We start from the raw sequence: 19,687 nt of genomic DNA on the forward strand, positions 1-19,687 counted from the left end.
CGTAGCGACGAGCCCGGAGCACCGGCTTCAGGAGCAGCGCGCAGGGCCGGCGACAGTTCCGCGGATCACTTGCCGTCGAGCGGCAGCAGGATGCCCTTCACCCTGTCGTCGGTCGCCAGGAACTCCTGGACCGCCGGGTCCTGGAAGGCTGCGACGAGGTCTTTGATGTTCTCGGTGTCCTTGTACTTCGATCCGATCGTCAACTGCCCGGCGAAATCGTCGGGCGCCTGCGGGGCGAAGATCTGCTTCTCGATCGGGATGCCGGCGGCGAGGTAGTACTCCGTGTAGCCGACCGCGGCGTCGAGGTCGGGAAGCGCTCGCGACTGGGCGGCGAAGTCGAGCAGGGTGAACTTCAGGTTCTTCGGGTTCGAGGCGATGTCGTCTTGGGTCGCCGTACCGGGCTGGGTGCCCTCCTTCAGCGTGATCAGACCGGCGCTCTGCAGGAGCCACAGGCCCTGCGCCTCGTTCGCCGGGTCGGAGTAGAGCGAGATCGTCCCGCCGTCGGGGATTTGACTGACGTCGCTGTACTTGTCGCTCCAGAGCCCGAAGCCCCAGCGGAAGACCGGGGTCGCGGCTTCCTCCGCGAAGTCGGGATTGGCCTCGAGCACCTGGCCGAGCCAGAGCTTGTGCTGGTAGACGGTCGCGGCGACCTCGCCCTCACTGACGGCACGGTTGATGGTGTTGCTGTCGGAGAGGCCCTTGAAAGCGACGGTGATGCCGTACTTCGGTGCCACGTTGTCCGCGACGAACTGCACGAGTGCCTGCTCGCTCGCGTTCCCCTCGGCGGTCGCGACATACAGCGTCGCCCCCTTCTGCTCGTTGGCCGAGACGGAAGGGGTGAGAAGGGGAACCGCGACGAGGGCCGCGACACCCAGCGCCGCGGCGCCCGCGCCTGCGATCCAGGGCCAGCGGCGCTTCTTCTTCAGTTCGAATCCGAGTTCGTCAGACATGACAGGACCTTTCGGGGTTGTTGCGCCGGGGCGCGAGGGTGTTCGCGCCGCCTGATCGGAGGCGCGATGATGATCGCCGTCGCGCAAGGCGCGATGGCGGGGTCGAGCGGAGTCATCCCGCGGTGACGGGCACGCGCAGCGTGCGGCGACCGGTAGCGCCGGGAGTGGTCGCTCGCGCCAGGGCGTCGCCGCCGAGCTGCACGAGGGCGACCGTGGCCACCAGGATGACGATCGTCACGAGCATCACCGTGTTGTCGAAGCGCTGATACCCGTAGGTCACCGCCACGTAGCCGATCCCGCCCGCGCCGATGGTGCCGGCGATCGCGGAGTACTCGATCATCGCGATGGTGTTGATGGTGAGGCCGCCGATGATCTGTGGCACCGCCTCTCCGAGCTGCGCTGTCCGGATCACCTGCAGACGCGATGCCCCGGACGCTCGTGCGACCCGGGTCAGCGATGGGGGCACGCTTCGTAGCGAGTTCTCGACGATGCGGGTGAAGAACGCGATACCGGCGATCGACATGGGCACGACGGCGGCGGCGATGCCGATGTTCGTCCCGGTCAGGAGCCGGGTGAACGGCATGATCGACGCCATCAGGATGAGGAACGGCAGCGAGCGTCCGACGCTGATGATCCAGCTGAGTGTCTGGTGCGCCGTCGGGTTCTCGAACAGCCCGCCGGGTGCCAGGTTGTGCACCGCGGCACCGAGCGGGACGCCGACGATCACCACGATCGCCATCACGATGCCCACCATGATGAGCGTCTCGCCGAGCGCGGGCAGGACGAGGGCCGGGATGTCGGCGAGCGGCACGTTGGTGGCCAGGCGCAGGCTCACGCGGCGACCTCCTCGACGGCGGCGACGGGCGAGACCGGCCGGACCCAGAGACCGAGGCCGGCGGCGGCGTCGCGCAGTCGCGACTCGTCCACGGCCCCGAGGCCGACAGTGGCGTGACCGACGGCCTGCCCGTCGATCGTCTCGATCGCCGCACCGAGCAGGGAGACGGGGCCGACGAGCTCTGCCAGGCGCGTCACCCAATCGGCGGGCACGTCGCTCGACGCGTACCTGACGATCCACTCGCGCAGGCCGGGCTCCGCCGCGGCGGAGGGGCGCACGGGGTTGAGGGCCAGGCCGAGCGCCGACGAGGGATCGCGAAGCAGATCCACCAGACGGCCCGATTCGACGATGTGACCGTGATCGATTCGTGCGACGGAGTCGGCCACCTGCCGCACGGTCTCCATCTCGTGGGTGATGAACAGGATCGACAGGCCCAGGTCGTCGCGCAGTTCTTTCAGCAGTGTCATGATCGCCGTCGTCGAAGCGGGGTCGAGTCCGGATGTCGCCTCGTCGGACAGGAGACACGCTCGGGCGCAGCGCGAGCGCGCGGGCTATGCCGATGCGCTGGCGCTGACCTCCCGAGAGTTGATGCGGGTAATGGCCGGCGCGTTCGGCCAGGCCCACCCGGTCGAGCAGCTCCGCGACGCGCCTGCGGACCTCGACCTTCGTCACGCCGAGGTACTCGAGGGGGAGCGCCACGTTCTGGGCGGCCGTGCGGCGGCTGAACAGCCCGTCCGACTGGAAGACCGTGCCGATGCGACGTCGCGCGGCTCGTAGCTCGACCTCCGAGAGCTGCGAGAGGGTGTCGCCGTTGACGATCACCGATCCCGACGTCGGGCGCTCCAGCAGGTTGACGCAGGCGGCGAGCGTGCTCTTGCCCGCACCGCTGGGGCCGACGACCGCGAAGATCTCGCCCGCGGCGATGCTGAAGTCGAGTCGATCGAGCACGGTCACCGCGCCCTCCCCGTGCCCGTACACCTTGGTGAGCTGTTCGAGGCGGATCATGACGTGACCCCCGCCGTGGCGTAGCGGAACCCTGCCCCGGGGTGCTCCTGCGGCAGCCGGTCGCCGCGCGCGTGCAGCTTGTGGCGGAGACTCCCCGCGACGTAGCCCTCCGGGTACGCGCCTCGGCGCCGTAGCTCCGGCACGATGAACTCCACGACGTCTTCGAACGTCCCCGGCGTGATCGCGTAGGCGAGGTTGAAGCCGTCGACGTCGGTGTCTTCGACCCACTCCTGCAGGTGGTCGGCCACCTCCGAGGGTGAGCCGACGACGAATGGGCCGAGGCCGCCGATGACGCCGAGTCGTGCGATGTCGCGCACCTTCCATTCGGATCCGTCTTCGTTCGCGGCCTGGAAGTTCGCCACGGCCGACTGGATCGCGTTGCTCTTGACGTTGCCGATCGGCTCGTCGAGGTCGTACTGCGACAGGTCGATGCCCATCCAGCCCGACATGAAGACGAGCGCGCCCTCCTCGCTCGTGTACGAGAGGAAGTCGCGGTGCTTGGCGTGAGCCGCCTCGCTGGTCTCGGCGGTGATGATCGTCAGCAGGGTGTAGATCTTCGCGGAGTATCGGTCGCGACCGGCTTCCTCCAGAGCATCGCGAATGCGCGAGACCGTCGCCTTCAGCCCGGCCTTGGTCGAGGAGGCGACGAAGATCGCCTCGGCGTTGCCGGCCGCGAAGCGGATCCCGCGGGGCGAGGCGCCCGCCTGGTAGATGACCGGTGTGCGTTGCACCGACGGTTCCGAGAGATGGATGCCGGGGACGGTGAAGTTCTTGCCGCGGTGCCCGATCTCGTGCACCTTCGCGGGATCGGTGAAGACGCCCGTCTCGCGGTCACGGACGACCGCGTCGTCTTCCCACGATCCCTCCCAGAGCTTGTAGAGCACCTCGAGGTACTCGTCCGCGACGTCGTAGCGGTCATCGTGCTCGAGCTGGTCCTCGTGGCCCATGTTGCGGGCGGCGCTCGGGAGGTAGCCGGTGACGACGTTCCACCCGATGCGGCCTCGCGTCAGATGATCGAGCGTCGACATCCGGCGTGCGAAGGGGTATGGATGCTCGTACGCGGTGCCGGCGGTGATCCCGAAGCCGAGATGCTCGGTTGCGGCCGCCATCGCCGAGACGAGAAGGATCGGGTCGTTGACGGGGACCTGTGCGCCGTTGCGGATGGCGGCCTCGTTGGAACCGCCGTACACGTCGTACGTGCCCAACACGTCGGCGATGAAGATGCCGTCGAAGGTGCCGCGTTCGAGCAGTTTCGCGAGGTCGGTCCAGTACGAGAGGTCTTTGTAGCGCCAGGACTGGTCGTCAGGGTGCCGCCACATTCCCGAAGACTGGTGGGCGACGCAATTCATGTCGAAGGCGTTGAAGCGGATCTGACGGACCATGCGTCGATTGTGGTGGTCTCGCGGCTCGACACGTTGCTGTCGTGACGCGTGACGTAACACTTGCTGGCCTCGATCCAAAAATGTCCCGGAAGTCGGCCGAAACGGGACCGCAAGGCGGGAGTGCCGCCGACGACGGCTACCGCGGCTGAGGACCGCTCGCCACCGGTAGCTCGGGATGGTTCGACCACTGACTCCACGACCCGGGAAACACGCGCGCCTCGAACCCGGCGAGCGTCAACGCCACCGCCTGATGCGCCGCGGTCACCCCTGATCCGCAGTACACGCCCACCGATACGCCGTCTTCGGCGCCGAGCATGCGGAAGCGCGAGCGCAGTTCGTCGGGCGAGCGGAACCGTCCGTCATCCCCGACGTTCTCGGTCGTCGGTGCGCTCACCGCGCCGGGGACGTGGCCGGCGCGCGGGTCGATGGGCTCGACCTCGCCCCGGTACCGTTCTGCCGCCCGCGCATCCAGCAGCAGCGCCGCGTCGGCGAAGGGGCCCACCTCGTCGAGTGCGAGCGTCGGCAGCGCGCCGTACGACAGGTCGATGCTGCCCGGCGCCGGGGGAGTGGCATCCCCCGTCTCGAGGGCGAACCCGGCCTCGATCCACGCGCGCAGCGCTCCATCGAGCAGGCGCACATCGGCGACGCCCGCGAACCGCAGCAGCCACCATGCGCGAGCGCTCGACATGTTCTTCAGGTCGTCGTAGACCACGACCGTGTCGCCCGCGTCGATGCCCCAGCGTCGCGCGGCGGCCTGCAGAGTCTCGACCGGGGGGAGCGGATGCCGGCCATCGGCGGGATCGCCGTGCGCGGCGAGGTCGTGGTCGAGGTCGACGTACTGCGCTCCCGGGATGTGCCCGGCGAGATACTCGGACCGCCCGTCGGGACGGTCGAGCCGCCAGCGCACGTCGAGCACGCGCACACGGCCCCCGTCGGAGAAGGCGCCGGCGTCGAGGGCGGCGTGCAACTCGGCGGCAGTGGTGAGGATCGAGGTCATGGTCTCAGTCTGGCGCGCCGCCGCATGCGCTGTCACCGCGCGTTCGCCCGTCCGCCACGCGAGCCCGCGCCCGATCGTGACGCGAGGCGATCGGCGCGGTCTCCGTCACCCGGGGCAGGCCCATCGGCGGGGTCGCCACGGAGATGGTCTCGGCACGCTCGACCACGCGCGTCTCATGCCAGATGCCCACCGCGCCAGGGGCCTTGCGAGCGCGTTGGTTCAAGCGCGTCCAGGCCGGGCGGTGCTCCTGAGGGGGAGCGGGGCCGCGAACCGCGCCGTCACCCCGGCCGTCTCGAAGGATGGGCGTGGCCTTGGGTTTCGGCCCGAAGCCGCGTTCCTCGGCGAGTGCGATGAACTGGCGCGGGGTCAGCCCCGTCTTGGTTTCGACGTTGTCGAGGTACGACTGTCGGAGCGCCGGGATACGGTCGAGGGATGACCGTCACCCTGCACCGGGCGCCCGTCGCCGAAACCGACTCCCGCACCCTCTACCGCATCCTCTGGCTGCGGGTCGCGGTCTTCGTGGTCGAGCAGCAGGCCGCTTACCCCGAGATCGACGGGCGAGACATCGAGCCCAGTGCCGAGCTGATGTGGGCGAGCGAGGGCGACGACGTGCTCGCGACCCTCCGCATCCTGCGCGGGGCCGGGCAACATGCGAATCGGCCGCGTCGCCACCGCTCCCGCGGCGCGCGGCCGCGGCCTCGCCGCCGACCTGATGCGCGTTGCCGTCGAGGCGTTGGATGCCGAGGCCCCCGGCATCCCGATCCTGCTCGACGCCCAGGCGCACCTGGCGAACTGGTACGGGCGGTTCGGGTTCGTGGTGTCGGGCGCGCCGTTCGCCGAGGACGGCATCCCGCACGTGCCGATGCGGCGCACGCGCCTCGGCACCGAGCGTCTCGTGCTGCGCGAGTGGACGCGCGACGACAGCGACCGCGCGTTCCTCTTCGATATGTACCGCCGCTCGGAGGTGCGCCGCTACATCGGCGACGGACGCGTGATGACGGACGAGGCCGAGGTCGACGACCTGCTCGATCGTTGGTCGGGCCTGGCCGACGGCATCTTGGGTGTGCGCGCCGTCGAGACGGCCGACGGTGCACGCCTCGGTTCGGTGCTGCTCAAGCGCATCCCGTGGTCGACGGGCGCGGGTGAGGGTCGCCCCGAAGACGTCGAGATCGGGTGGCACTTCCATCCCGATGCCTGGGGCTCGGGCTACGCCACCGAGGCCGCGGCGGCCGTGCTCGCGCTCGCCCGGAAGCACGGCATCCATCGCATCGTCGCCGTCACGAACCCGGCGAACACCGCGTCCGGCGCGGTCGCCGAGCGGATCGGTCTGCGGTGCGTCGGCGAGACGCGCGACTACTACGACACCACCTGCGTGCTCTACGCGGGGTAGCCGCCGCACGGCGGTCAGTGCGGTGCGTGGTACTCGGCGGTGCCGCGCTTCCAGTAGCCCTTCACGACGGTCGCCGCGGGATCGCCCGACCACCGGTCGAGCAACAGCGCCCGCCCGGCCCGCACGATCGACTGCTCGGCGGCGACGAAGCCGAACACGCACCCGTCGGGTTGTTCCTCCACGTCGAGCGCGTCGAGCCAGTCCGAGAGCTCGGCTCCGGCGGGGCGATCACCTCGGTGAAGCTGCACCACCTCGACCCCGGCCGGAGCCGCGACGGGCAGGTCGTGCGCGGCATCCGGCACCTCGATCGCGATGCGCCCCACGGCATCGTCGTCCATGGCGGCGGCGAAGCGACGGATGGCGGGCGCTGCGGTCTCATCGCCCGCAAGAAGCCAGGCATCGGGGCGGCCGACCAGTACCATCGAGCCCCGCGGTCCGCCGATGCCGACGGGTGCGCCCAGCGGGGCAAGCTCTGCCCAGCGGCTGCCGATCCCGGCGTTTGCGGGTGGTGTGGTGTCGTCGAGGTGCCCGCGGTCGTGCAGGGCGACGTCGATGTCGAGCCAGCCCGCCTCGGCGTCCCAGCAGACGGGGGTGTACTCGCGGTTCGGGGCATCGCGCATGTCGGTGAGTGGCTCCGTCGGGAAGAAGACGCGGATGTGGTCGTCGGCACCGGGGGAGTCGAAGCCGCGCAGCTCGGTGCCCTCGAAGCGAAGACGGACGTACGACGGGGTGACGAACGTCCGCTTCGCGAGGGTGGCGGAGCGGAAGACCAGCTCGTGGCGGCGGGGTTCGAGGCGGGCGCCGAGGTCCGAGTGCGACATCTTCACATAGCTAAGGCTAACCTAACTTGTCGCCGTCGGTGGGTTCGGGCGCGTCAGAGCTCGATGCCGTTGTCGGGGTCGTTCACGCCCACGTTGCGGCCGCGGCTGGATTCGTAGGCGATGAGCCACCCCACCGATACCGCCGCGGCGATGACGACGCCCAGCCACACGTTCTGCCACACCAGCCCGAACACGATGCCCGCGCCCAGCAGCACGAGCGTGCCGAGGATCCAGTAGGTGCGTCCGCGTGGCCAGCCGGTTCCCGTCTGCGTCATGCGCCCAGCCTAGGGGTGCCGCCAGGGGGACCGAGGAGTTCACTCGCTCTCGGCGATGACGACCATCCACGCGATCCCGAACCGGTCGATCAGCGTGCCGAACCGCCCGCCCCACGGGGGCGTGTCGAGCGGCACGTCGATCGTGCCGCCCTGCGCGAGTGCGTGGAACCAGCCCTCGAGCTTCGGCTCGTCGTCGCCGGTCAGGGTGATCGAGAAACCCGCCGCGGGCGTGTACGGCATCTCCCGAGGGACGTCGGATGCCATGAGCACGAAGCCGTCGTCGGTACGCAGCCGTGCGTGCATGGTCAGGTGCCCGTCCCCCTCGGGCACCGGCATGCCGAAGTCGTCGAACGTGGCGATGTCGAGCTGCCCGCCCAGCACACTGCGATAGAACTCCATCGCGTCGCGGCTCTCGGAGCGGAAGTTCAGGTACGTGATGAGCGCGGTCGTCATGCAGACAGTGTGGACCGCCCCTCCGACGTTGTCACCCGATGGTGCCGGGTCCGTCAGCGGTCGCGATGATCCTCCGGGTGCAGACGCGGGCCGCGGCGCGGCTCGAGTGCGGATCCGGCGTAGATGAGCCGGATCACGCGCTGACGGTGGCCGGCGAACGGTTCGAGCAGCTCGAGCATGCCGTCGTCGTCGGTGCGATGACCGGTCAACGCGAATCCCACCTGATGGGCGAGGTGATAGTCGCCCACGCTCACGGCATCCGGATCCCCGAAGGCGCGGATGCGCGTCTCGGCACTGGTCCAGATACCGACCCCGCGCAAGCCGATGAATACGCGGTCGCGGGCCTCGCCGTCGGTCGCCGCACTCGCCGCTCTCACGATGCTCGCACCGCGCCGCGCCGTGTCGACGATGGTGCGCGACTGCGGCGGTTCGAGGCCCGCCCGATGCCACGCCCACGACGGCACATGACGCCAGCCGTCGATGTCAGGCGGGGCGAACATCGGCCGCGGTGTGGGACCCGGCGCACGCTCGCCGTACCAGGTGACAATGCTGCGCCAGGCCGAGAACGCCTGCATGCTCGTGACCTTCTGCTCCATGATCGCGCTGACCAGCGCGTCGAAGACGAGGTCGGTGCGCCCGATACGCAGATCGGGATGACGGCGGTGCCATTCCGCGACGGAGGGATGCCGTGAGGCGTCGAAGCCGTCGGGATCGTCGAGTTTTCCGCACAGCGCCGGCACCTGGTCGAGCGCCCACGCGGCACCGGGCCCCCATGCCGCCGCCCGGACGGCGCCGCCCACGCTCTGGCGGAGCGCCAGGGTGGCGACACCGAGAGGCGTGCGGCTCGTGCGCCACACCACGCCGCCCTCGCCGAGAGGCGTGGTAGCGAAGAACGTGGGGTCATTGCGACCGTGACGTTGCGCTGCGACCGCACGGCCGATGTCGACGGGGCCCGCCGGCCGGTACTCGCTCTCGAGGGGGCTCTCGGTGACCGTCGGTAGCTCGCGCGACGACTGACGCGCACGTACCCCGGTCGACCTCATGCCGACACCCTACGTCGGCCCTCCGACATCGCGGCATCCGTGTCGTTCCACGGCCGACACGGCGTCCTCGAGCGGGTCCGGACTCGGTGGACACCGGGCGCGGACCCGCTCGAGCGCCGGCCGGGGTCGGAGCGTCAGAAGCGGTCGGGCGAGGGGGGTGCCGTGGCCGTAGCGGATCGAGACGTCGGCGTGCCGGTCGAAGCGGTAGCCGACGCCGCGCACCGTTCGCACGATGTCTTCGTATGCACCGAGCTTGGCGCGCAGGCGACGCACGTGCACGTCGATGGTGCGCTCGCCGGGGGCGTCGTCGTCGGTCGAGCCCTCCCACAGGGATGCCACGAGCTCGGCACGCTCGATCGTGCGGCCTTCACGCAGCACCAGGTACTGCAGCAGCTCGAACTCCTTGAAGGTGAACGCGGCCGACTCGCCGTCGATGAGCACGCGCTTGCGCGAGATGTCGACGACCACGCCACCGGGGGCGCGATCCTCGTCGACGGGCTCCTCCTTGGTGCGCGCCACGGCCGAGGGCTCGTGCAAGGCGAGGCGCACGAGGTCGACGTCGCGTCCGCCGGCGCCCGCGGGAGCCAGGGCGACGGTGGCGTAGGTCTCTGCAGCGGGGGCGAGCTCGCCGAGCGTGCGGCGCAGGGCCTCGACGAGCGTGCCGAGGCTGACGCCCGCGGCGGCGGCCTTCGCCTCGTCGATACCGACGTAGAGGGCGAAGCCGCGCGGGGCGGTGGTGGCCGCGGGGCGAGCCGGGACGGCGGGCTCCGCGGTGGCGGGGCGAGCGGCCTGCGGACGGGCGGCGGGGGTCTGGGGGCGGTCGAGAACAGCGGAGGTCGACATGAGGATGAGTCCTTGGGTGGTGAACCCGGGCGTCGTCACGAGGCGGGGTTCGACGGGAGGTGGGGGCCGAATGGCCGGGGTGCGGTGTCGGGCTACACGTGATCGACGCGGGCGCTCGACGACCGGGGGACGAGGTCGGTGTTCAGAAACCGAGGTCGTCCGGGCGAGGGGTCGCTGTTAGCGGCACATTCGACAGCACATGACAACGCGGCCGGGCATCATCATGCCGGCAGTCCCGTTCGCCTCCCGGGCGGACAGAAGATGCGCATTGACAGTCATGGCTCGAATTATGTCCCATCGCGTCGCATCTCGTCAAGTTTCTGCGCCGGGCATGTATGGAGCGCAATCTGCTCAGCCCTCGTGGGCCTCACCGTGTTCTCGCTGGGCATTGTGCATCATCGGCGCCCGGTGGCTACGAGCGGCGTAGCCTCTCGGCATGGCCGACCTTCATTTCGCCGACGACAAGACCGCGTCGAGGTTCACGCTGCACAGGGGCGACGACCTGGTGTCGGTGCTCGACTACCGCGACGACGGGCGCACGATCGCCCTCACGCGCGCGTTCACCATTCCGACGTTTCGCGGGCACGGCTACGCCGCCGTGGTCACCGAGCGTGCGGTCGACGCGATCGAGGCGGCCGGCGACCGGGAGATCTCGCCGGTCTGCTGGTACGTCGGCGAGTGGTTCGAGGCGCATCCCGAGCGTGCCGGTCTCCTGCAGCAGCGCCCTCGCACCTGATTCCGGCGTCTACGCAGCGTCATCGCGGTCGTCAACCCCTGCCCCCGCGACCCGCGTCCCGACGATGCTGAGAGCGTCGAAAGGGGAAGTCATGAACGACGACCGCGACCTGCCCGAGGGCGTCATCGACGCCGATCCTCCCGGTGGGTGGGAGAGCGGCGCCGTCGCCGACGGCGAGACCGCAGAGCAGGATGAGAACGCCAAGGGATCGTCGCGTCTGAACGACGCCGCGCCCTCGGACCCGATCGAGGGCGATGCCGCGAGCCAGGGCATCGACCCCGATCTGAGCACGGAGGACTGACATGACCGACGACACCCGGGCTCCGCAGCCTTCGGCCGGCCCCGCAGGAGGGGCGTCCCCCGCCGACGCGGTCGGCGGAGCCGTCCACGACGAGAGCAAGCTGCCCGCGCGACCCGACGAACAGTCGGAGCCGAAGATGGACACCCATGAGACCGACGACGAGGCGCGCATCGCCGGGGTCGTCGTTCAGACGCGTGCCGATGTCGGCGACAAGAACGAGGCGCGCATCGCCGACGTCTTGCGCCAACGCTTCGCCGAGGTCGGACTCGACGTCGGCGACGATCGGGTCCGCGCCCTCGCCGCCGAGGTCGCCCAGGGCTGACCGGCGTGCCACGATACCCCGTCCCTTCTCCGGGACAGGGTATCGCCGTGTCCGGCCCGGGCAGCCCGGGCCGGGCGTTTGCTGCGAGCCGATGTCGGAGGGGCGACGTACCGTGTGTGCATGCGGATCCTGCACACCTCCGACTGGCACATCGGGCGCTCCTTCCACGGGCACTCCACGCTCGACGCGTTGAGCGGTGTGCTCGACGTCCTCGTCGTCCACGTTCGCGAGAACGACGTCGACGTCGTCATCGTCGCGGGCGACGTCTTCGACTCGGCCACCCCCTCTGCCGCCTGCTACCCCCTCCTCTCCCGCACGCTGGCGGCGTTGGCCGAAGCGGGCGCTCGCGTGATCGTCACCAGCGGCAACCACGACTCGGCCGCGCGACTGGGCTTCCAGTCCGCGCTGCTGCGCGACGACATCACCGTCGTCACCGACCCGCTGTCGGTGGGCACCCCCCTCACCCTCCACGACGAGCACGGGCCCGTGCACATCTACGGCATCCCATACCTCGAGCCCGCCATCGTCCGCCACCTGTGGGACGGCGTGGAACTGCGCAACCAGGCGCAGACGATGGCTCATGCCCTCGACCTCGTGCGCCTTGACCTCGCGGCTCGCGGAGGCCGGGCCGTCGTCGCCGCCCACTGCTTCGCCGCCGGTGTCGAGGCGACACCCGGTGTCGAGCGCGAGATCCGTCAGGGCGGCCTGGACGTCGTTCCCCTGTCGTGCTTCGACGGTCTCGATTACGTGGCGCTCGGTCACATCCACGGCAGGCAGCAGCTGTCCGACCGTGTGCGGTACGCGGGAGCTCCGCTGCACTACAGCTTCGGTGAGGCCGGCAAACCGCGGGGTTCCTGGCTCGTCGACCTCGACGCCGACGGCCTCGCCGCGGTGCGCTGGCTCGACCTGCCCGTCCCGCGCGCGCTGGTCACGCTGCGCGGTCCGCTCGACGAACACTCCTCTCCGACGTACGCTTCGCCGGCCACGCCGATCACTGGGTCCGTGCCGAATACACCGACGCGACGCCGCAGCCCGATCCGATGCGACGGCTGCAGGAACGCTTCCCGTGGTGCGCCACGGTCGCCCACGCGCCGGCCGCGGCACGCTTCGACGACGGCGTCGCCTACGCCCAGCGCGTCCGCGCCGCCCGAGACGACGGCGAGATCATCGACGCCTTCCTCGCCCACGTGCGCGAGGGCGAGGGGGCCTCCGAGGCGGAACGCTCCCTCATCCGCGAGGTGCTCGACACCCGCGCGCTCTCCGAGGCGCAGGCATGAAGCTGCACCGGTTGGAACTGGAGGGATTCGGGCCATTTCTCGATGCGCAGACGGTCGACTTCGACGCATTCGCGGACGACGGCATCTTCCTCATCACCGGGCGCACGGGCGCGGGTAAGTCCAGTGTGCTCGACGGCGTCTGCTACGCGCTCTACGGCGGGGTGCCCCGCTACGACGGGGCAGAACGGCGGCTGCGCAGCGACCACTGCATGCCCGACGATCCGACGCGCGTCACGCTGGAGTTCACCGCCGACGGCGAGCGATGGCGGGTCACCCGCTCGCCCGAGTTCGAACGACCGAAACGCCGCGGCGGCGGCACGACGAAAGAACCTCACCGGGCGCTTCTCGAGGTGCACGACGCGCAAGGCTGGACGGGGGTCGCGGCGCGCCCCGTCGACGTCGCCACCCGGCTCGGCGAGATCCTCGGCCTGAACCAGCAGCAGTTCCTGCAGGTCATCCTGCTGGCACAGAACCGCTTCGCCCGATTCCTCCTGGCCAAGAACGACGAGCGGCTGACACTGTTGCGCACGCTCTTCGGCACCCGGTCGTTCGAGCAGTACGCGCTCGCCCTCGACGATCGGCGCAAGCGCGCCCAGGAACGCCTTGCGGCCGACGCGGTCGAGGTGTCGACGTTGCTCGACGAAGCCGAGCGCCTGGCCGCCGAGCTCGACGCCGCCCCCGATGACAGGGGCCCCGGCGTTGCCGCAGACGTCGAGTCCGTCCATGACCTCGCCGTCGCTCCCGGCGCCGACGCGACCGCGGGGCCCGCGTCCGGCGGGATCCGCGAACGGCTCGCCGCGATCGTGCGCGCCGTCGAGCGCGCCGAGTACCGCGTCGAGACGCTGGGGCGTGAGCGTGAGAGCGCCGACATCGCGCTCGATGCCGCGCTCGCGCACGAGCGCGAGGCCACGACGCTGCACGAACGCCAGCGTGAGCGCGCGGCCGTGCGCGAGCAGCTCGCCGCGCTCGAGGCCGAGACCGCGCGGATCGCGGCGGCGCGCCGCGAAGCGACGGCAGCGGCCGAGGCCGAGGGCCTTCGGGGTCCGCTCGATGCCGTTGAGCGCGCTGTCGGTGCGACTGCCGCCGCGACCGGGCGCGCAGAAACGACCCTCGAACGCGCGCGGACCGCGGGCGAGATCGACCTGGCCGACGACGAAGCCCTCGCGGCACGAGCCGACGATCTGACCGCCGACCTGGCTCGCGGCGAGGCCGCCGCCGCGGCCGAGATCGCCCTGGTGGCCGCCGATGCCGACGTGGTACGCGTCTCCGCTCGCGTGGCGGCGATCGAGACCGAACGCGACGAGCTCGAAGCCGCACGCGCCGATGTGCCCGAGAAGCTCCGCACGCTCGACGATCGCTTGACGCAGCTCGAGGGTGCAGCCGACCGGCGCCGGGCGGCGGCGTCGACTCTCGATGAGACGCGCCAGCGCCTCGACGCCGCGCGTCAGGCCGCACGACTGCTCGCCCAGCGCGAGCAGGCCGATCTTGCCGCTCTCGTGCGCGCCGACGACCTGCAGAACGCCATCGAGGCGTGGACGACGCTCCTGCGGCGACGCTTGACCGGCGCCGCCGCCGAACTCGCACACGAGCTCGTCGACGGCGAGCCCTGCGCCGTATGCGGCTCCCGCGAGCACCCCGCGCCCGCGACGGGTGGAGAGTCCGCGGTCACCGACGACCAGGTGGCCGAGGCCGAGAACCGCAAGAACGCCGCGATCGACGCCGACCGGCTTGCCTCCGACGCGGCACGGATCGCCCGTGACGATCACGCCCTGGCCGCCGCCCGCGCGGGTGGTGAGACCGTCGAGACGCTCACCGAACGTCTGGCCGCGGCAGAGGCCGCCCTCGAGACGGCGACTGCAGAAGCCGCCGAGCGCGATGACCTGCACGCCGAGCGCTTGCGCGTCGTCGAGACGGACGCCGCCGTCGCGCGCCGCATCGATGCCCTCACCGCCGAGCTGGCGAACGCCCGGCAGGAAGCCGCGCTGGCTCGGCAGCGCGGCGATGCCCTGCGCGCCGACGTCGTCGCCGCGCGCGGCGACTTCGAGACCGTGGCTGCTCGTCAGCACGATCTGCAGACACGTCGGACCCTCATCCGCGATCTCGTCGGCGCGCGCGCCGATCTGCGCGCCGCGCGTGCCGCCCTGCGCGAGGCTGAGCAGGTCCTGCGCAACCTCATCGACGCGACGCCGTTCGACGATGCGGCGGCCGCCGCCGCGGCCCTTCGCCCCGCAGCCGAACGCCGACGCCTCGACACGACGGTGGCCGAGCACGAGGCGGCGGTCGCATCGACTCGGCGACGTCTGCTCGACCTCGAACTGGCGCTCGTCGAGAGGGGCGACGAGCCCGTCGACCTCACTCCGGTTCGCGCCTGCGTCGGGCGCGCCCGCGAGGCCGTCCAGCGAGCAGCTGCCGCGCACGCCGCGGCGCAGACCCTCGCCGATCGCCTGCGAGACCTCGCCCAGCGAGCCGATGCGGGTCACTCCGCCGTTGCCGCGCAGGCCGAGGAGTACGCGGTGGTGGCGCGCCTGGCCGACACCGTCGCCGGACGCGCTCCCAATACCCGTCGTATGACACTCGAGACGTTCGTGCTCGCGGCGGAGCTCGAAGAGATCGTGGTGGCGGCCAACCTTCGTCTCGAACAGATGTCGTCCGGCCGGTATCGGCTGCAGCACACCGACGCGCTCGCGGCGCGCGGTGCAGCGAGCGGTCTCGGGCTCGAGATCATGGATGCCTTCACCGGCCAGTGCCGTCCGCCGCACTCCCTCTCCGGAGGCGAGACGTTCCTCACGTCCCTGGCGCTCGCGTTGGGATTGGCAGAGGTCGTCACGGCGCGGGCGGGCGGCATCCGTCTCGACACGCTGTTCATCGACGAAGGGTTCGGCTCGCTCGACGACGACACGCTCGACCTGGCGATGCGCACCCTCGACGAGCTGCGCCAGGGCGGACGCACGGTGGGCGTGATCAGTCACGTGGCGTCGATGAGAGACCAGCTCCCCGCCCAGCTGCGTGTCACCGCGACACCGCGTGGCCCGAGCGTGATCGCCCAGGACGCCGCGCTGATCCCGAGCTGAGCACCGGGCCGCCACCCCTAGGCTGGAGCCATGCGCAAGAGCACTCTCTGGACGATCCTCGGCGTCATCGTCGCGATCGTGATCGCGTGGGTGATCGTGAACGCCGTCCTGTCGCTCATCGCGTTCGCCTTCCGCGTTGCCGCGGTGGCTGTCGTGGCGCTCATCGTGTTCTTCGTTCTGCGCGCCGTCTTCGCCCGTCGCGACATCGACTGACCCGGCTGTCGCGCCGGGCCGATCGGCGCAAGCCCGGCCGCGGTGTCCGCCCCTCGGAGTAGCGTGACCAGCGATGTCTGATCACTCGCGCTCCGCCCATCCCCCCACGCGCGACATCGTCTTGTCGCCCAAACACCGGTGGCGGGCATACTGGGTCGCGGTGTCCGTCGCCGCCTTGACGATCCTCGACCTCACGAAGGTGAACGTCGCCTTGCCCTCGATCGAGGCGGCGCTGAACGCCGGACCGACCGAGCTGCAGCTGGTCGTGTCCGGATACATCCTCACGTTCGGCCTCGTGCTCGTTCCCGCCGGTCGCCTCGGCGACCTGCGTTCTCGTCGCATGCTCTTCCTCATCGGCCTGTCCCTCTTCCTGGTGACGAGCCTCGTCTGCGCCCTCGCCCCCGACACCAGCGTGCTGCTCGTCGCCCGCCTGCTGCAGGGTGTGGCAGCCGGCATCCAGATGCCCCAGGTGCTCGGACTCGTGCAGCAACTGTTCCAGGGCAAGGAGCGCGGACGCGCCTTCGGACTGTTCGGCGCGACGATCGGCATCGCCACCGCTTTCGGCCCCACGCTGGGCGGGTTGCTCATCGCCCTGGGCGGCGACACCGATGGATGGCGTCTCATCTTCTGGATCAACGTCCCGCTCGTGGCGATCGTCATCGCGCTGGCGGCGTGGCTGCTGCCCGACACGCGCACGAAGTCGCGCCGCACACTCGACCTCGATCCCGTGGGCGTGCTGCTGTTCGCTGTGACGATCCTCGCCCTGATGTGGCCGTTCCTGTTCACCACCGGCGCGCCGGGCGATGATCCGCGACGGTGGTGGTGGCTCGTGGCATCCGTGGTCTTCGCCGCGGCCTTCGTGTTCTGGGAGCGCCGCTACGCCGATCGGGGCGGCATGCCGCTCATGCCGTTCTCGATCTTCGCCTTGTCGTCGTACCGGAACGGCGTGCTCATCTCGACGGCGTACTTCTCGGCCGTGCCCGCGATGTTCCTGCTGGGCACGCTCTTCCTGCAGGGAGGTCTGGGTCTCGAGCCGGTCTTCGCCGGCATGGTCACGATCGGTTTCGCCGTCGCCTCGGCGTGGAGCTCGTGGATCGGCGGCAACCTGGTGACGCGACTGGGCAGGCCCCTCGTGGTGTGGGGGATCATGGGCATGGTCGCCACGGCGGCCGGCCTCGTGCTCGTGGCGCTGTTCACCGCGCCCGAGTGGACGCCATGGGCGATGGCGATGGTCATGGTGTTCGGGGGGTTCGCCGGCGGCCTGGTCATCTCACCGAACCAGACCCTGACCCTCGCCGAGATCCCGGTCACCAGTGGCGGCGTGGCGGGCTCGGTGGGACAGTTGGGTCAGCGCATCGGCACGGCCGTGGGCACCGCGATCGCTCTCGCCCTGTTCTACGCGACCGTTTATCGCGAGCAGGGCAGCGCCGACATGCAGGTGGTGTACCACGACGCCTACGCCTCGGGCATGATCACGGTCGGCGTCTTCCTCGGTCTCGCGCTGATCGTGGGGGTCGCCGATCTCGCCGGTCGCGCTCGAGCGGGGTCGCAGACGCCGTAGTACGCGCCACGCTGAACCTCAGGTCGGGCCCGGACCGCGGGGGACAGACGGTCTCAGACGCCGTACAACGCGCGCACGCGCGCGCGCAGCTCGTGGCTGCACCGTTCGACGACCACATCCCACAGCTCGGTCGCTCCGTCTTGCGCACGGTCGGAGACCGCCCGCAGGATCCGGATGGGCACGTCGAACTGCTGCGCGACCCAGATGAGGGCGTACGACTCCATATCGACCAAGCCCGCGCCGAGCTCGCGGATCAGCCGCACCGCTTCGGCGTCGTCGACGAAGTGATCGCCCGTGGCGATGGCGAGCCCCTCGCGCCCGGTCTCGACGCGCGTCGGGAGCGAGACGTGTTCGCCGAAGGTACCGTCGAGCCCTTTCACATCGTGCTGGATCGCGCCGGCGATGTCGTAGATGCCACCCTCGATGTCGTCGTCGATCGCGCCGGCGGTTCCGACGACGACGATCTCGTCGTAGTCACCCTCGCAGAGCGCGCGCGTCAAGGCGTAGGCCGCGGGGATCTTGCCCACCCCGGTGAGCAGACGTGCGAAGCCGGGGATGTCGTCTTCGAAGGCGACGAGTTCGGACGCGTGGGCGGCGACGAGGAGCTTCACCCCTCCATTGTCGTGGATGGCATGCAGATCCCGTCGCATCGCCCGGCTGTGATGCTGAGGATGCCGAGAGCGCGGCACTCCGAAGGGAGGGGTCCCGCGCGTCGCGCCGGGCCTCTCGGCGGCCTCAGTCCTGCGCGGCCTCCGACGCGTGCGACAGACGCGAGAGTTCGTCGTCGCTGAGATCGAGAGTGGCGCTGGCCAGCAGGTCGGCGACCTGCTCGACGCGCGAGGCGCTGGCGATGGGGGCGGCCACCGTCGGCTGTGCGCGAAGCCACGCGAGCGCCGTGGTGGCGATGGAGGCGCCGTGCGCGTTCCCGACCTCCTCGAGCGCATCGATCAGCGCGAGGCCGGCCGGGGTGGCGAGCTTCGCGGCACCGGCGGCGCGTGGCGAGTCGCTCGTGGCATCCGGGGCGCGGTACTTGCCGGTGAGGAATCCGCTCGCGAGGGCGTAGTAGGGCACGAGAGACATGCTGTACTGCTCCGCCACGGGGACGATCTCGGCCTCGACCTCGTCGCGGTGCACGAGGTTGTAGTGCGGTTGGATCGCCACCGGAAGGTCTGCGCCCGACGCCTCGGCGAGAGAGATCCACGCGCGGATGCGCTCGGCCGTGTAGTTCGACACGGCGACATACCGCACGAGACCGTCGGTCACCAGATCGGCGAAGGCGGCGACGGTCTCTTCGAGGGGTGTGTCGGCGTCGTCGAAATGGGCGTAGTACAGATCGATGGCGTCGACACCGAGGCGCTGCAGCGACGCCTCGGCCGCCGCGCGCACGTTCGAGGCGGACAGGCCGCGGAAATCGGGGTGCGTGCTCACCTTGGTGGCGATCACGAGGTTCGACGGCTTTCGGGAGGCGAGCCATTCGCCGATGAGGGTCTCGCTCTCGCCGCCCGAGTTGCCGGGGGCCCAGGCGCTGTAGCCGTCGGCGGTGTCGATGAAGTTCCCGCCGCCGTCGTGGAAGGCGTCGAGCACGGCGAACGATGTCTCGCGGTCGGCCGTCCAGCCGAAGACGTTCCCGCCGAGCGAGAGGGGGAGGATGTCGAGGTCGCTGCGTCCGATGCGCGTCATGATGCCCTTCCGGTCGAGATGTCGGTGACCTCAGACACAACGAAGGGCGGCATCGAACATTCCCGTGGCGCGCCGGGGCGTCGCGAGCGGGCGGGGGTCAGGAGCCGCCGGACAGGATGCCGATCAGCCCGCTGATCAGCAGCCACAGCCCGATCCCCGCGCCGGCGATCCAGATGACCACCGTTCCCGCGGGGTACTTCTTCTTGCCGTCGGGGTCCTGGCCCTGCGAACCCCCGGGAGTGGTCACGAACGCACCATGGTGACGATCGAGGCGATGAGCACGATGAGACCTCCGACGACGGCGATGGCGGCGATGATCGGTCCGCCACCGGTGAGGAATGCAACGACGCCGAGTGTCAGGAAGAGCGCGGCCACCACGATGCCGAGCACCTGATACACGCGGTACCGCGTCACGCCGTCCCTGATTCTCTCTTCGCTCACGTCGACCCCCTGGCCTCCAGGCTACCGAAAACCTGGGTGTCTGCTGAGATAGGGAGTGCACGATCGCATCTCGATCCCCCCCGCGGTGCAC

General features: G+C 70.5%; 22 protein-coding genes and 2 pseudogenes. 8 read left to right on the top strand and 16 right to left on the bottom strand.

What is annotated here, in order from left to right; genetic code table 11:
* Positions 1-65 precede the first annotated feature (65 nt).
* The 7 genes and pseudogenes from QE412_RS15340 to QE412_RS15370 form a co-directional block, all read right to left on the bottom strand.
* A complete protein-coding gene (locus tag QE412_RS15340; protein WP_307485791.1) occupies positions 66-950 on the bottom strand; it encodes a MetQ/NlpA family ABC transporter substrate-binding protein in 885 nt (294 codons plus the stop codon).
* 112 nt (positions 951-1,062) lie between these two features.
* Positions 1,063-1,785, bottom strand: coding sequence for a methionine ABC transporter permease (locus QE412_RS15345; RefSeq protein WP_307485792.1), 723 nt, complete (start codon positions 1,783-1,785; stop codon positions 1,063-1,065).
* The gene (locus QE412_RS15350) at positions 1,782-2,252 is read right to left on the bottom strand and encodes a hypothetical protein (RefSeq protein WP_307485795.1); all 471 of its coding nucleotides are present in this window, start codon (positions 2,250-2,252) and stop codon (positions 1,782-1,784) included. Before QE412_RS15350 ends, QE412_RS15345 begins: the two co-directional genes overlap by 4 nt.
* A gap of 115 nt (positions 2,253-2,367) precedes the next feature.
* A pseudogene (locus QE412_RS17790) lies at positions 2,368-2,790 on the bottom strand (ATP-binding cassette domain-containing protein); the annotation flags it as partial.
* Entirely contained in the window at positions 2,787-4,172 is a 1,386-nt protein-coding gene (locus QE412_RS15360; protein WP_307485802.1) for an LLM class flavin-dependent oxidoreductase, read from the bottom strand. The gene QE412_RS15360 and the pseudogene QE412_RS17790, both read right to left, overlap by 4 nt.
* A 136-nt stretch (positions 4,173-4,308) precedes the next feature.
* A complete protein-coding gene (locus tag QE412_RS15365; RefSeq protein WP_307485805.1) occupies positions 4,309-5,169 on the bottom strand; it encodes a sulfurtransferase in 861 nt (286 codons plus the stop codon).
* 4 nt (positions 5,170-5,173) lie between these two features.
* Positions 5,174-5,590, bottom strand: a complete 417-nt coding sequence (locus QE412_RS15370; protein ID WP_373426580.1) for a monooxygenase family protein — start codon at positions 5,588-5,590, stop codon at positions 5,174-5,176.
* Between the two features lie 228 nt (positions 5,591-5,818).
* Between QE412_RS15370 and QE412_RS15380 the strand changes: the two genes are divergently transcribed.
* Positions 5,819-6,559, top strand: a complete 741-nt coding sequence (locus QE412_RS15380; protein WP_307485809.1) for a GNAT family N-acetyltransferase — start codon at positions 5,819-5,821, stop codon at positions 6,557-6,559.
* A 14-nt stretch (positions 6,560-6,573) separates the two neighbouring features.
* Here the strand turns inward: QE412_RS15380 and QE412_RS15385 are convergent, their stop codons facing one another.
* From QE412_RS15385 to QE412_RS15405, 5 genes and pseudogenes are all read right to left on the bottom strand, one after another.
* Positions 6,574-7,380, bottom strand: coding sequence for a siderophore-interacting protein (locus tag QE412_RS15385; RefSeq protein WP_307487246.1), 807 nt, complete (start codon positions 7,378-7,380; stop codon positions 6,574-6,576).
* A gap of 53 nt (positions 7,381-7,433) precedes the next feature.
* Entirely contained in the window at positions 7,434-7,655 is a 222-nt protein-coding gene (locus QE412_RS15390; protein ID WP_307485814.1) for a hypothetical protein, read from the bottom strand.
* 39 nt (positions 7,656-7,694) lie between these two features.
* Positions 7,695-8,108: a VOC family protein gene (locus QE412_RS15395; RefSeq protein ID WP_307485819.1), complete on the bottom strand. Its 414-nt coding sequence runs from the start codon at positions 8,106-8,108 to the stop codon at positions 7,695-7,697.
* A gap of 53 nt (positions 8,109-8,161) precedes the next feature.
* On the bottom strand, positions 8,162-9,151 hold the full coding sequence (locus QE412_RS15400; protein ID WP_307485822.1) for a DNA-3-methyladenine glycosylase family protein: 990 nt from the start codon (positions 9,149-9,151) through the stop codon (positions 8,162-8,164).
* 134 nt (positions 9,152-9,285) lie between these two features.
* Positions 9,286-9,994: pseudogene (locus QE412_RS15405) on the bottom strand (winged helix-turn-helix domain-containing protein).
* A 436-nt stretch (positions 9,995-10,430) separates the two neighbouring features.
* Between QE412_RS15405 and QE412_RS15410 the strand changes: the two are divergent.
* The 7 genes from QE412_RS15410 to QE412_RS15440 all read left to right on the top strand — a co-directional run bounded on the left by QE412_RS15410 (position 10,431) and on the right by QE412_RS15440 (position 17,475).
* A complete protein-coding gene (locus tag QE412_RS15410) occupies positions 10,431-10,730 on the top strand; it encodes a GNAT family N-acetyltransferase (RefSeq protein ID WP_307485825.1) in 300 nt (99 codons plus the stop codon).
* Positions 10,731-10,821: 91 nt separating this feature from the next.
* On the top strand, positions 10,822-11,031 hold the full coding sequence (locus QE412_RS15415) for a hypothetical protein (protein WP_307485828.1): 210 nt from the start codon (positions 10,822-10,824) through the stop codon (positions 11,029-11,031).
* Position 11,032: 1 nt separating this feature from the next.
* The gene (locus QE412_RS15420) at positions 11,033-11,353 is read left to right on the top strand and encodes a hypothetical protein (RefSeq protein WP_307485831.1); all 321 of its coding nucleotides are present in this window, start codon (positions 11,033-11,035) and stop codon (positions 11,351-11,353) included.
* 120 nt (positions 11,354-11,473) lie between these two features.
* On the top strand, positions 11,474-12,748 hold the full coding sequence (gene sbcD / locus QE412_RS15425; protein WP_307485833.1) for a metallophosphoesterase family protein: 1,275 nt from the start codon (positions 11,474-11,476) through the stop codon (positions 12,746-12,748).
* The gene (locus QE412_RS15430; protein WP_307487249.1) at positions 12,633-15,701 is read left to right on the top strand and encodes an AAA family ATPase; all 3,069 of its coding nucleotides are present in this window, start codon (positions 12,633-12,635) and stop codon (positions 15,699-15,701) included. The genes sbcD and QE412_RS15430 overlap by 116 nt, the downstream gene beginning before the upstream one ends.
* Before the next feature lie 30 nt (positions 15,702-15,731).
* Positions 15,732-15,914: a hypothetical protein gene (locus QE412_RS15435; RefSeq protein WP_307485835.1), complete on the top strand. Its 183-nt coding sequence runs from the start codon at positions 15,732-15,734 to the stop codon at positions 15,912-15,914.
* 73 nt (positions 15,915-15,987) lie between these two features.
* Complete coding sequence (locus tag QE412_RS15440) at positions 15,988-17,475, top strand: MFS transporter (protein ID WP_307485839.1); 1,488 nt, start codon at positions 15,988-15,990, stop codon at positions 17,473-17,475.
* A gap of 53 nt (positions 17,476-17,528) precedes the next feature.
* Here QE412_RS15440 and QE412_RS15445 read toward each other — a convergent pair whose 3' ends face one another.
* The 4 genes from QE412_RS15445 to QE412_RS15460 all read right to left on the bottom strand — a co-directional run bounded on the left by QE412_RS15445 (position 17,529) and on the right by QE412_RS15460 (position 19,569).
* A complete protein-coding gene (locus QE412_RS15445; protein WP_307485842.1) occupies positions 17,529-18,086 on the bottom strand; it encodes a phosphorylase family protein in 558 nt (185 codons plus the stop codon).
* Positions 18,087-18,210: 124 nt separating this feature from the next.
* Positions 18,211-19,155 (bottom strand): aldo/keto reductase, encoded by a 945-nt coding sequence (locus tag QE412_RS15450; protein WP_307485845.1) that lies wholly within the window; start codon positions 19,153-19,155, stop codon positions 18,211-18,213.
* 97 nt (positions 19,156-19,252) lie between these two features.
* Positions 19,253-19,402 (bottom strand): hypothetical protein, encoded by a 150-nt coding sequence (locus tag QE412_RS15455; protein WP_307485848.1) that lies wholly within the window; start codon positions 19,400-19,402, stop codon positions 19,253-19,255.
* Positions 19,399-19,569 carry a hypothetical protein gene (locus tag QE412_RS15460; protein ID WP_307485851.1) on the bottom strand — a complete coding sequence of 57 codons (171 nt, stop codon included), beginning with the start codon at positions 19,567-19,569 and terminating at the stop codon, positions 19,399-19,401. Before QE412_RS15460 ends, QE412_RS15455 begins: the two co-directional genes overlap by 4 nt.
* Positions 19,570-19,687 lie beyond the last annotated feature (118 nt).

This window comes from Microbacterium trichothecenolyticum (assembly GCF_030818955.1).
GTDB classification, from domain to species: Bacteria; Actinomycetota; Actinomycetes; order Actinomycetales; family Microbacteriaceae; genus Microbacterium; species Microbacterium trichothecenolyticum_B.

What these genes read in the sequence shown, in the direction of transcription:
- QE412_RS15385 (WP_307487246.1), bottom strand. Translation starts at nt 7,380, where the DNA reads ATGTCGCACTCGGACCTCGGCGCCCGCCTCGAACCCCGCCGCCACGAG.
- QE412_RS15410 (WP_307485825.1), top strand. Translation starts at nt 10,431, where the DNA reads ATGGCCGACCTTCATTTCGCCGACGACAAGACCGCGTCGAGGTTCACG.
- QE412_RS15350 (WP_307485795.1), bottom strand. Translation starts at nt 2,252, where the DNA reads ATGACACTGCTGAAAGAACTGCGCGACGACCTGGGCCTGTCGATCCTG.
- QE412_RS15400 (WP_307485822.1), bottom strand. Translation starts at nt 9,151, where the DNA reads ATGAGGTCGACCGGGGTACGTGCGCGTCAGTCGTCGCGCGAGCTACCG.
- QE412_RS15390 (WP_307485814.1), bottom strand. Translation starts at nt 7,655, where the DNA reads ATGACGCAGACGGGAACCGGCTGGCCACGCGGACGCACCTACTGGATC.
- QE412_RS15440 (WP_307485839.1), top strand. Translation starts at nt 15,988, where the DNA reads ATGTCTGATCACTCGCGCTCCGCCCATCCCCCCACGCGCGACATCGTC.
- QE412_RS15450 (WP_307485845.1), bottom strand. Translation starts at nt 19,155, where the DNA reads ATGACGCGCATCGGACGCAGCGACCTCGACATCCTCCCCCTCTCGCTC.
- QE412_RS15360 (WP_307485802.1), bottom strand. Translation starts at nt 4,172, where the DNA reads ATGGTCCGTCAGATCCGCTTCAACGCCTTCGACATGAATTGCGTCGCC.
- QE412_RS15415 (WP_307485828.1), top strand. Translation starts at nt 10,822, where the DNA reads ATGAACGACGACCGCGACCTGCCCGAGGGCGTCATCGACGCCGATCCT.
- QE412_RS15365 (WP_307485805.1), bottom strand. Translation starts at nt 5,169, where the DNA reads ATGACCTCGATCCTCACCACTGCCGCCGAGTTGCACGCCGCCCTCGAC.
- QE412_RS15395 (WP_307485819.1), bottom strand. Translation starts at nt 8,108, where the DNA reads ATGACGACCGCGCTCATCACGTACCTGAACTTCCGCTCCGAGAGCCGC.
- QE412_RS15420 (WP_307485831.1), top strand. Translation starts at nt 11,033, where the DNA reads ATGACCGACGACACCCGGGCTCCGCAGCCTTCGGCCGGCCCCGCAGGA.
- sbcD (WP_307485833.1), top strand. Translation starts at nt 11,474, where the DNA reads ATGCGGATCCTGCACACCTCCGACTGGCACATCGGGCGCTCCTTCCAC.
- QE412_RS15435 (WP_307485835.1), top strand. Translation starts at nt 15,732, where the DNA reads ATGCGCAAGAGCACTCTCTGGACGATCCTCGGCGTCATCGTCGCGATC.
- QE412_RS15340 (WP_307485791.1), bottom strand. Translation starts at nt 950, where the DNA reads ATGTCTGACGAACTCGGATTCGAACTGAAGAAGAAGCGCCGCTGGCCC.
- QE412_RS15380 (WP_307485809.1), top strand. Translation starts at nt 5,819, where the DNA reads ATGCGAATCGGCCGCGTCGCCACCGCTCCCGCGGCGCGCGGCCGCGGC.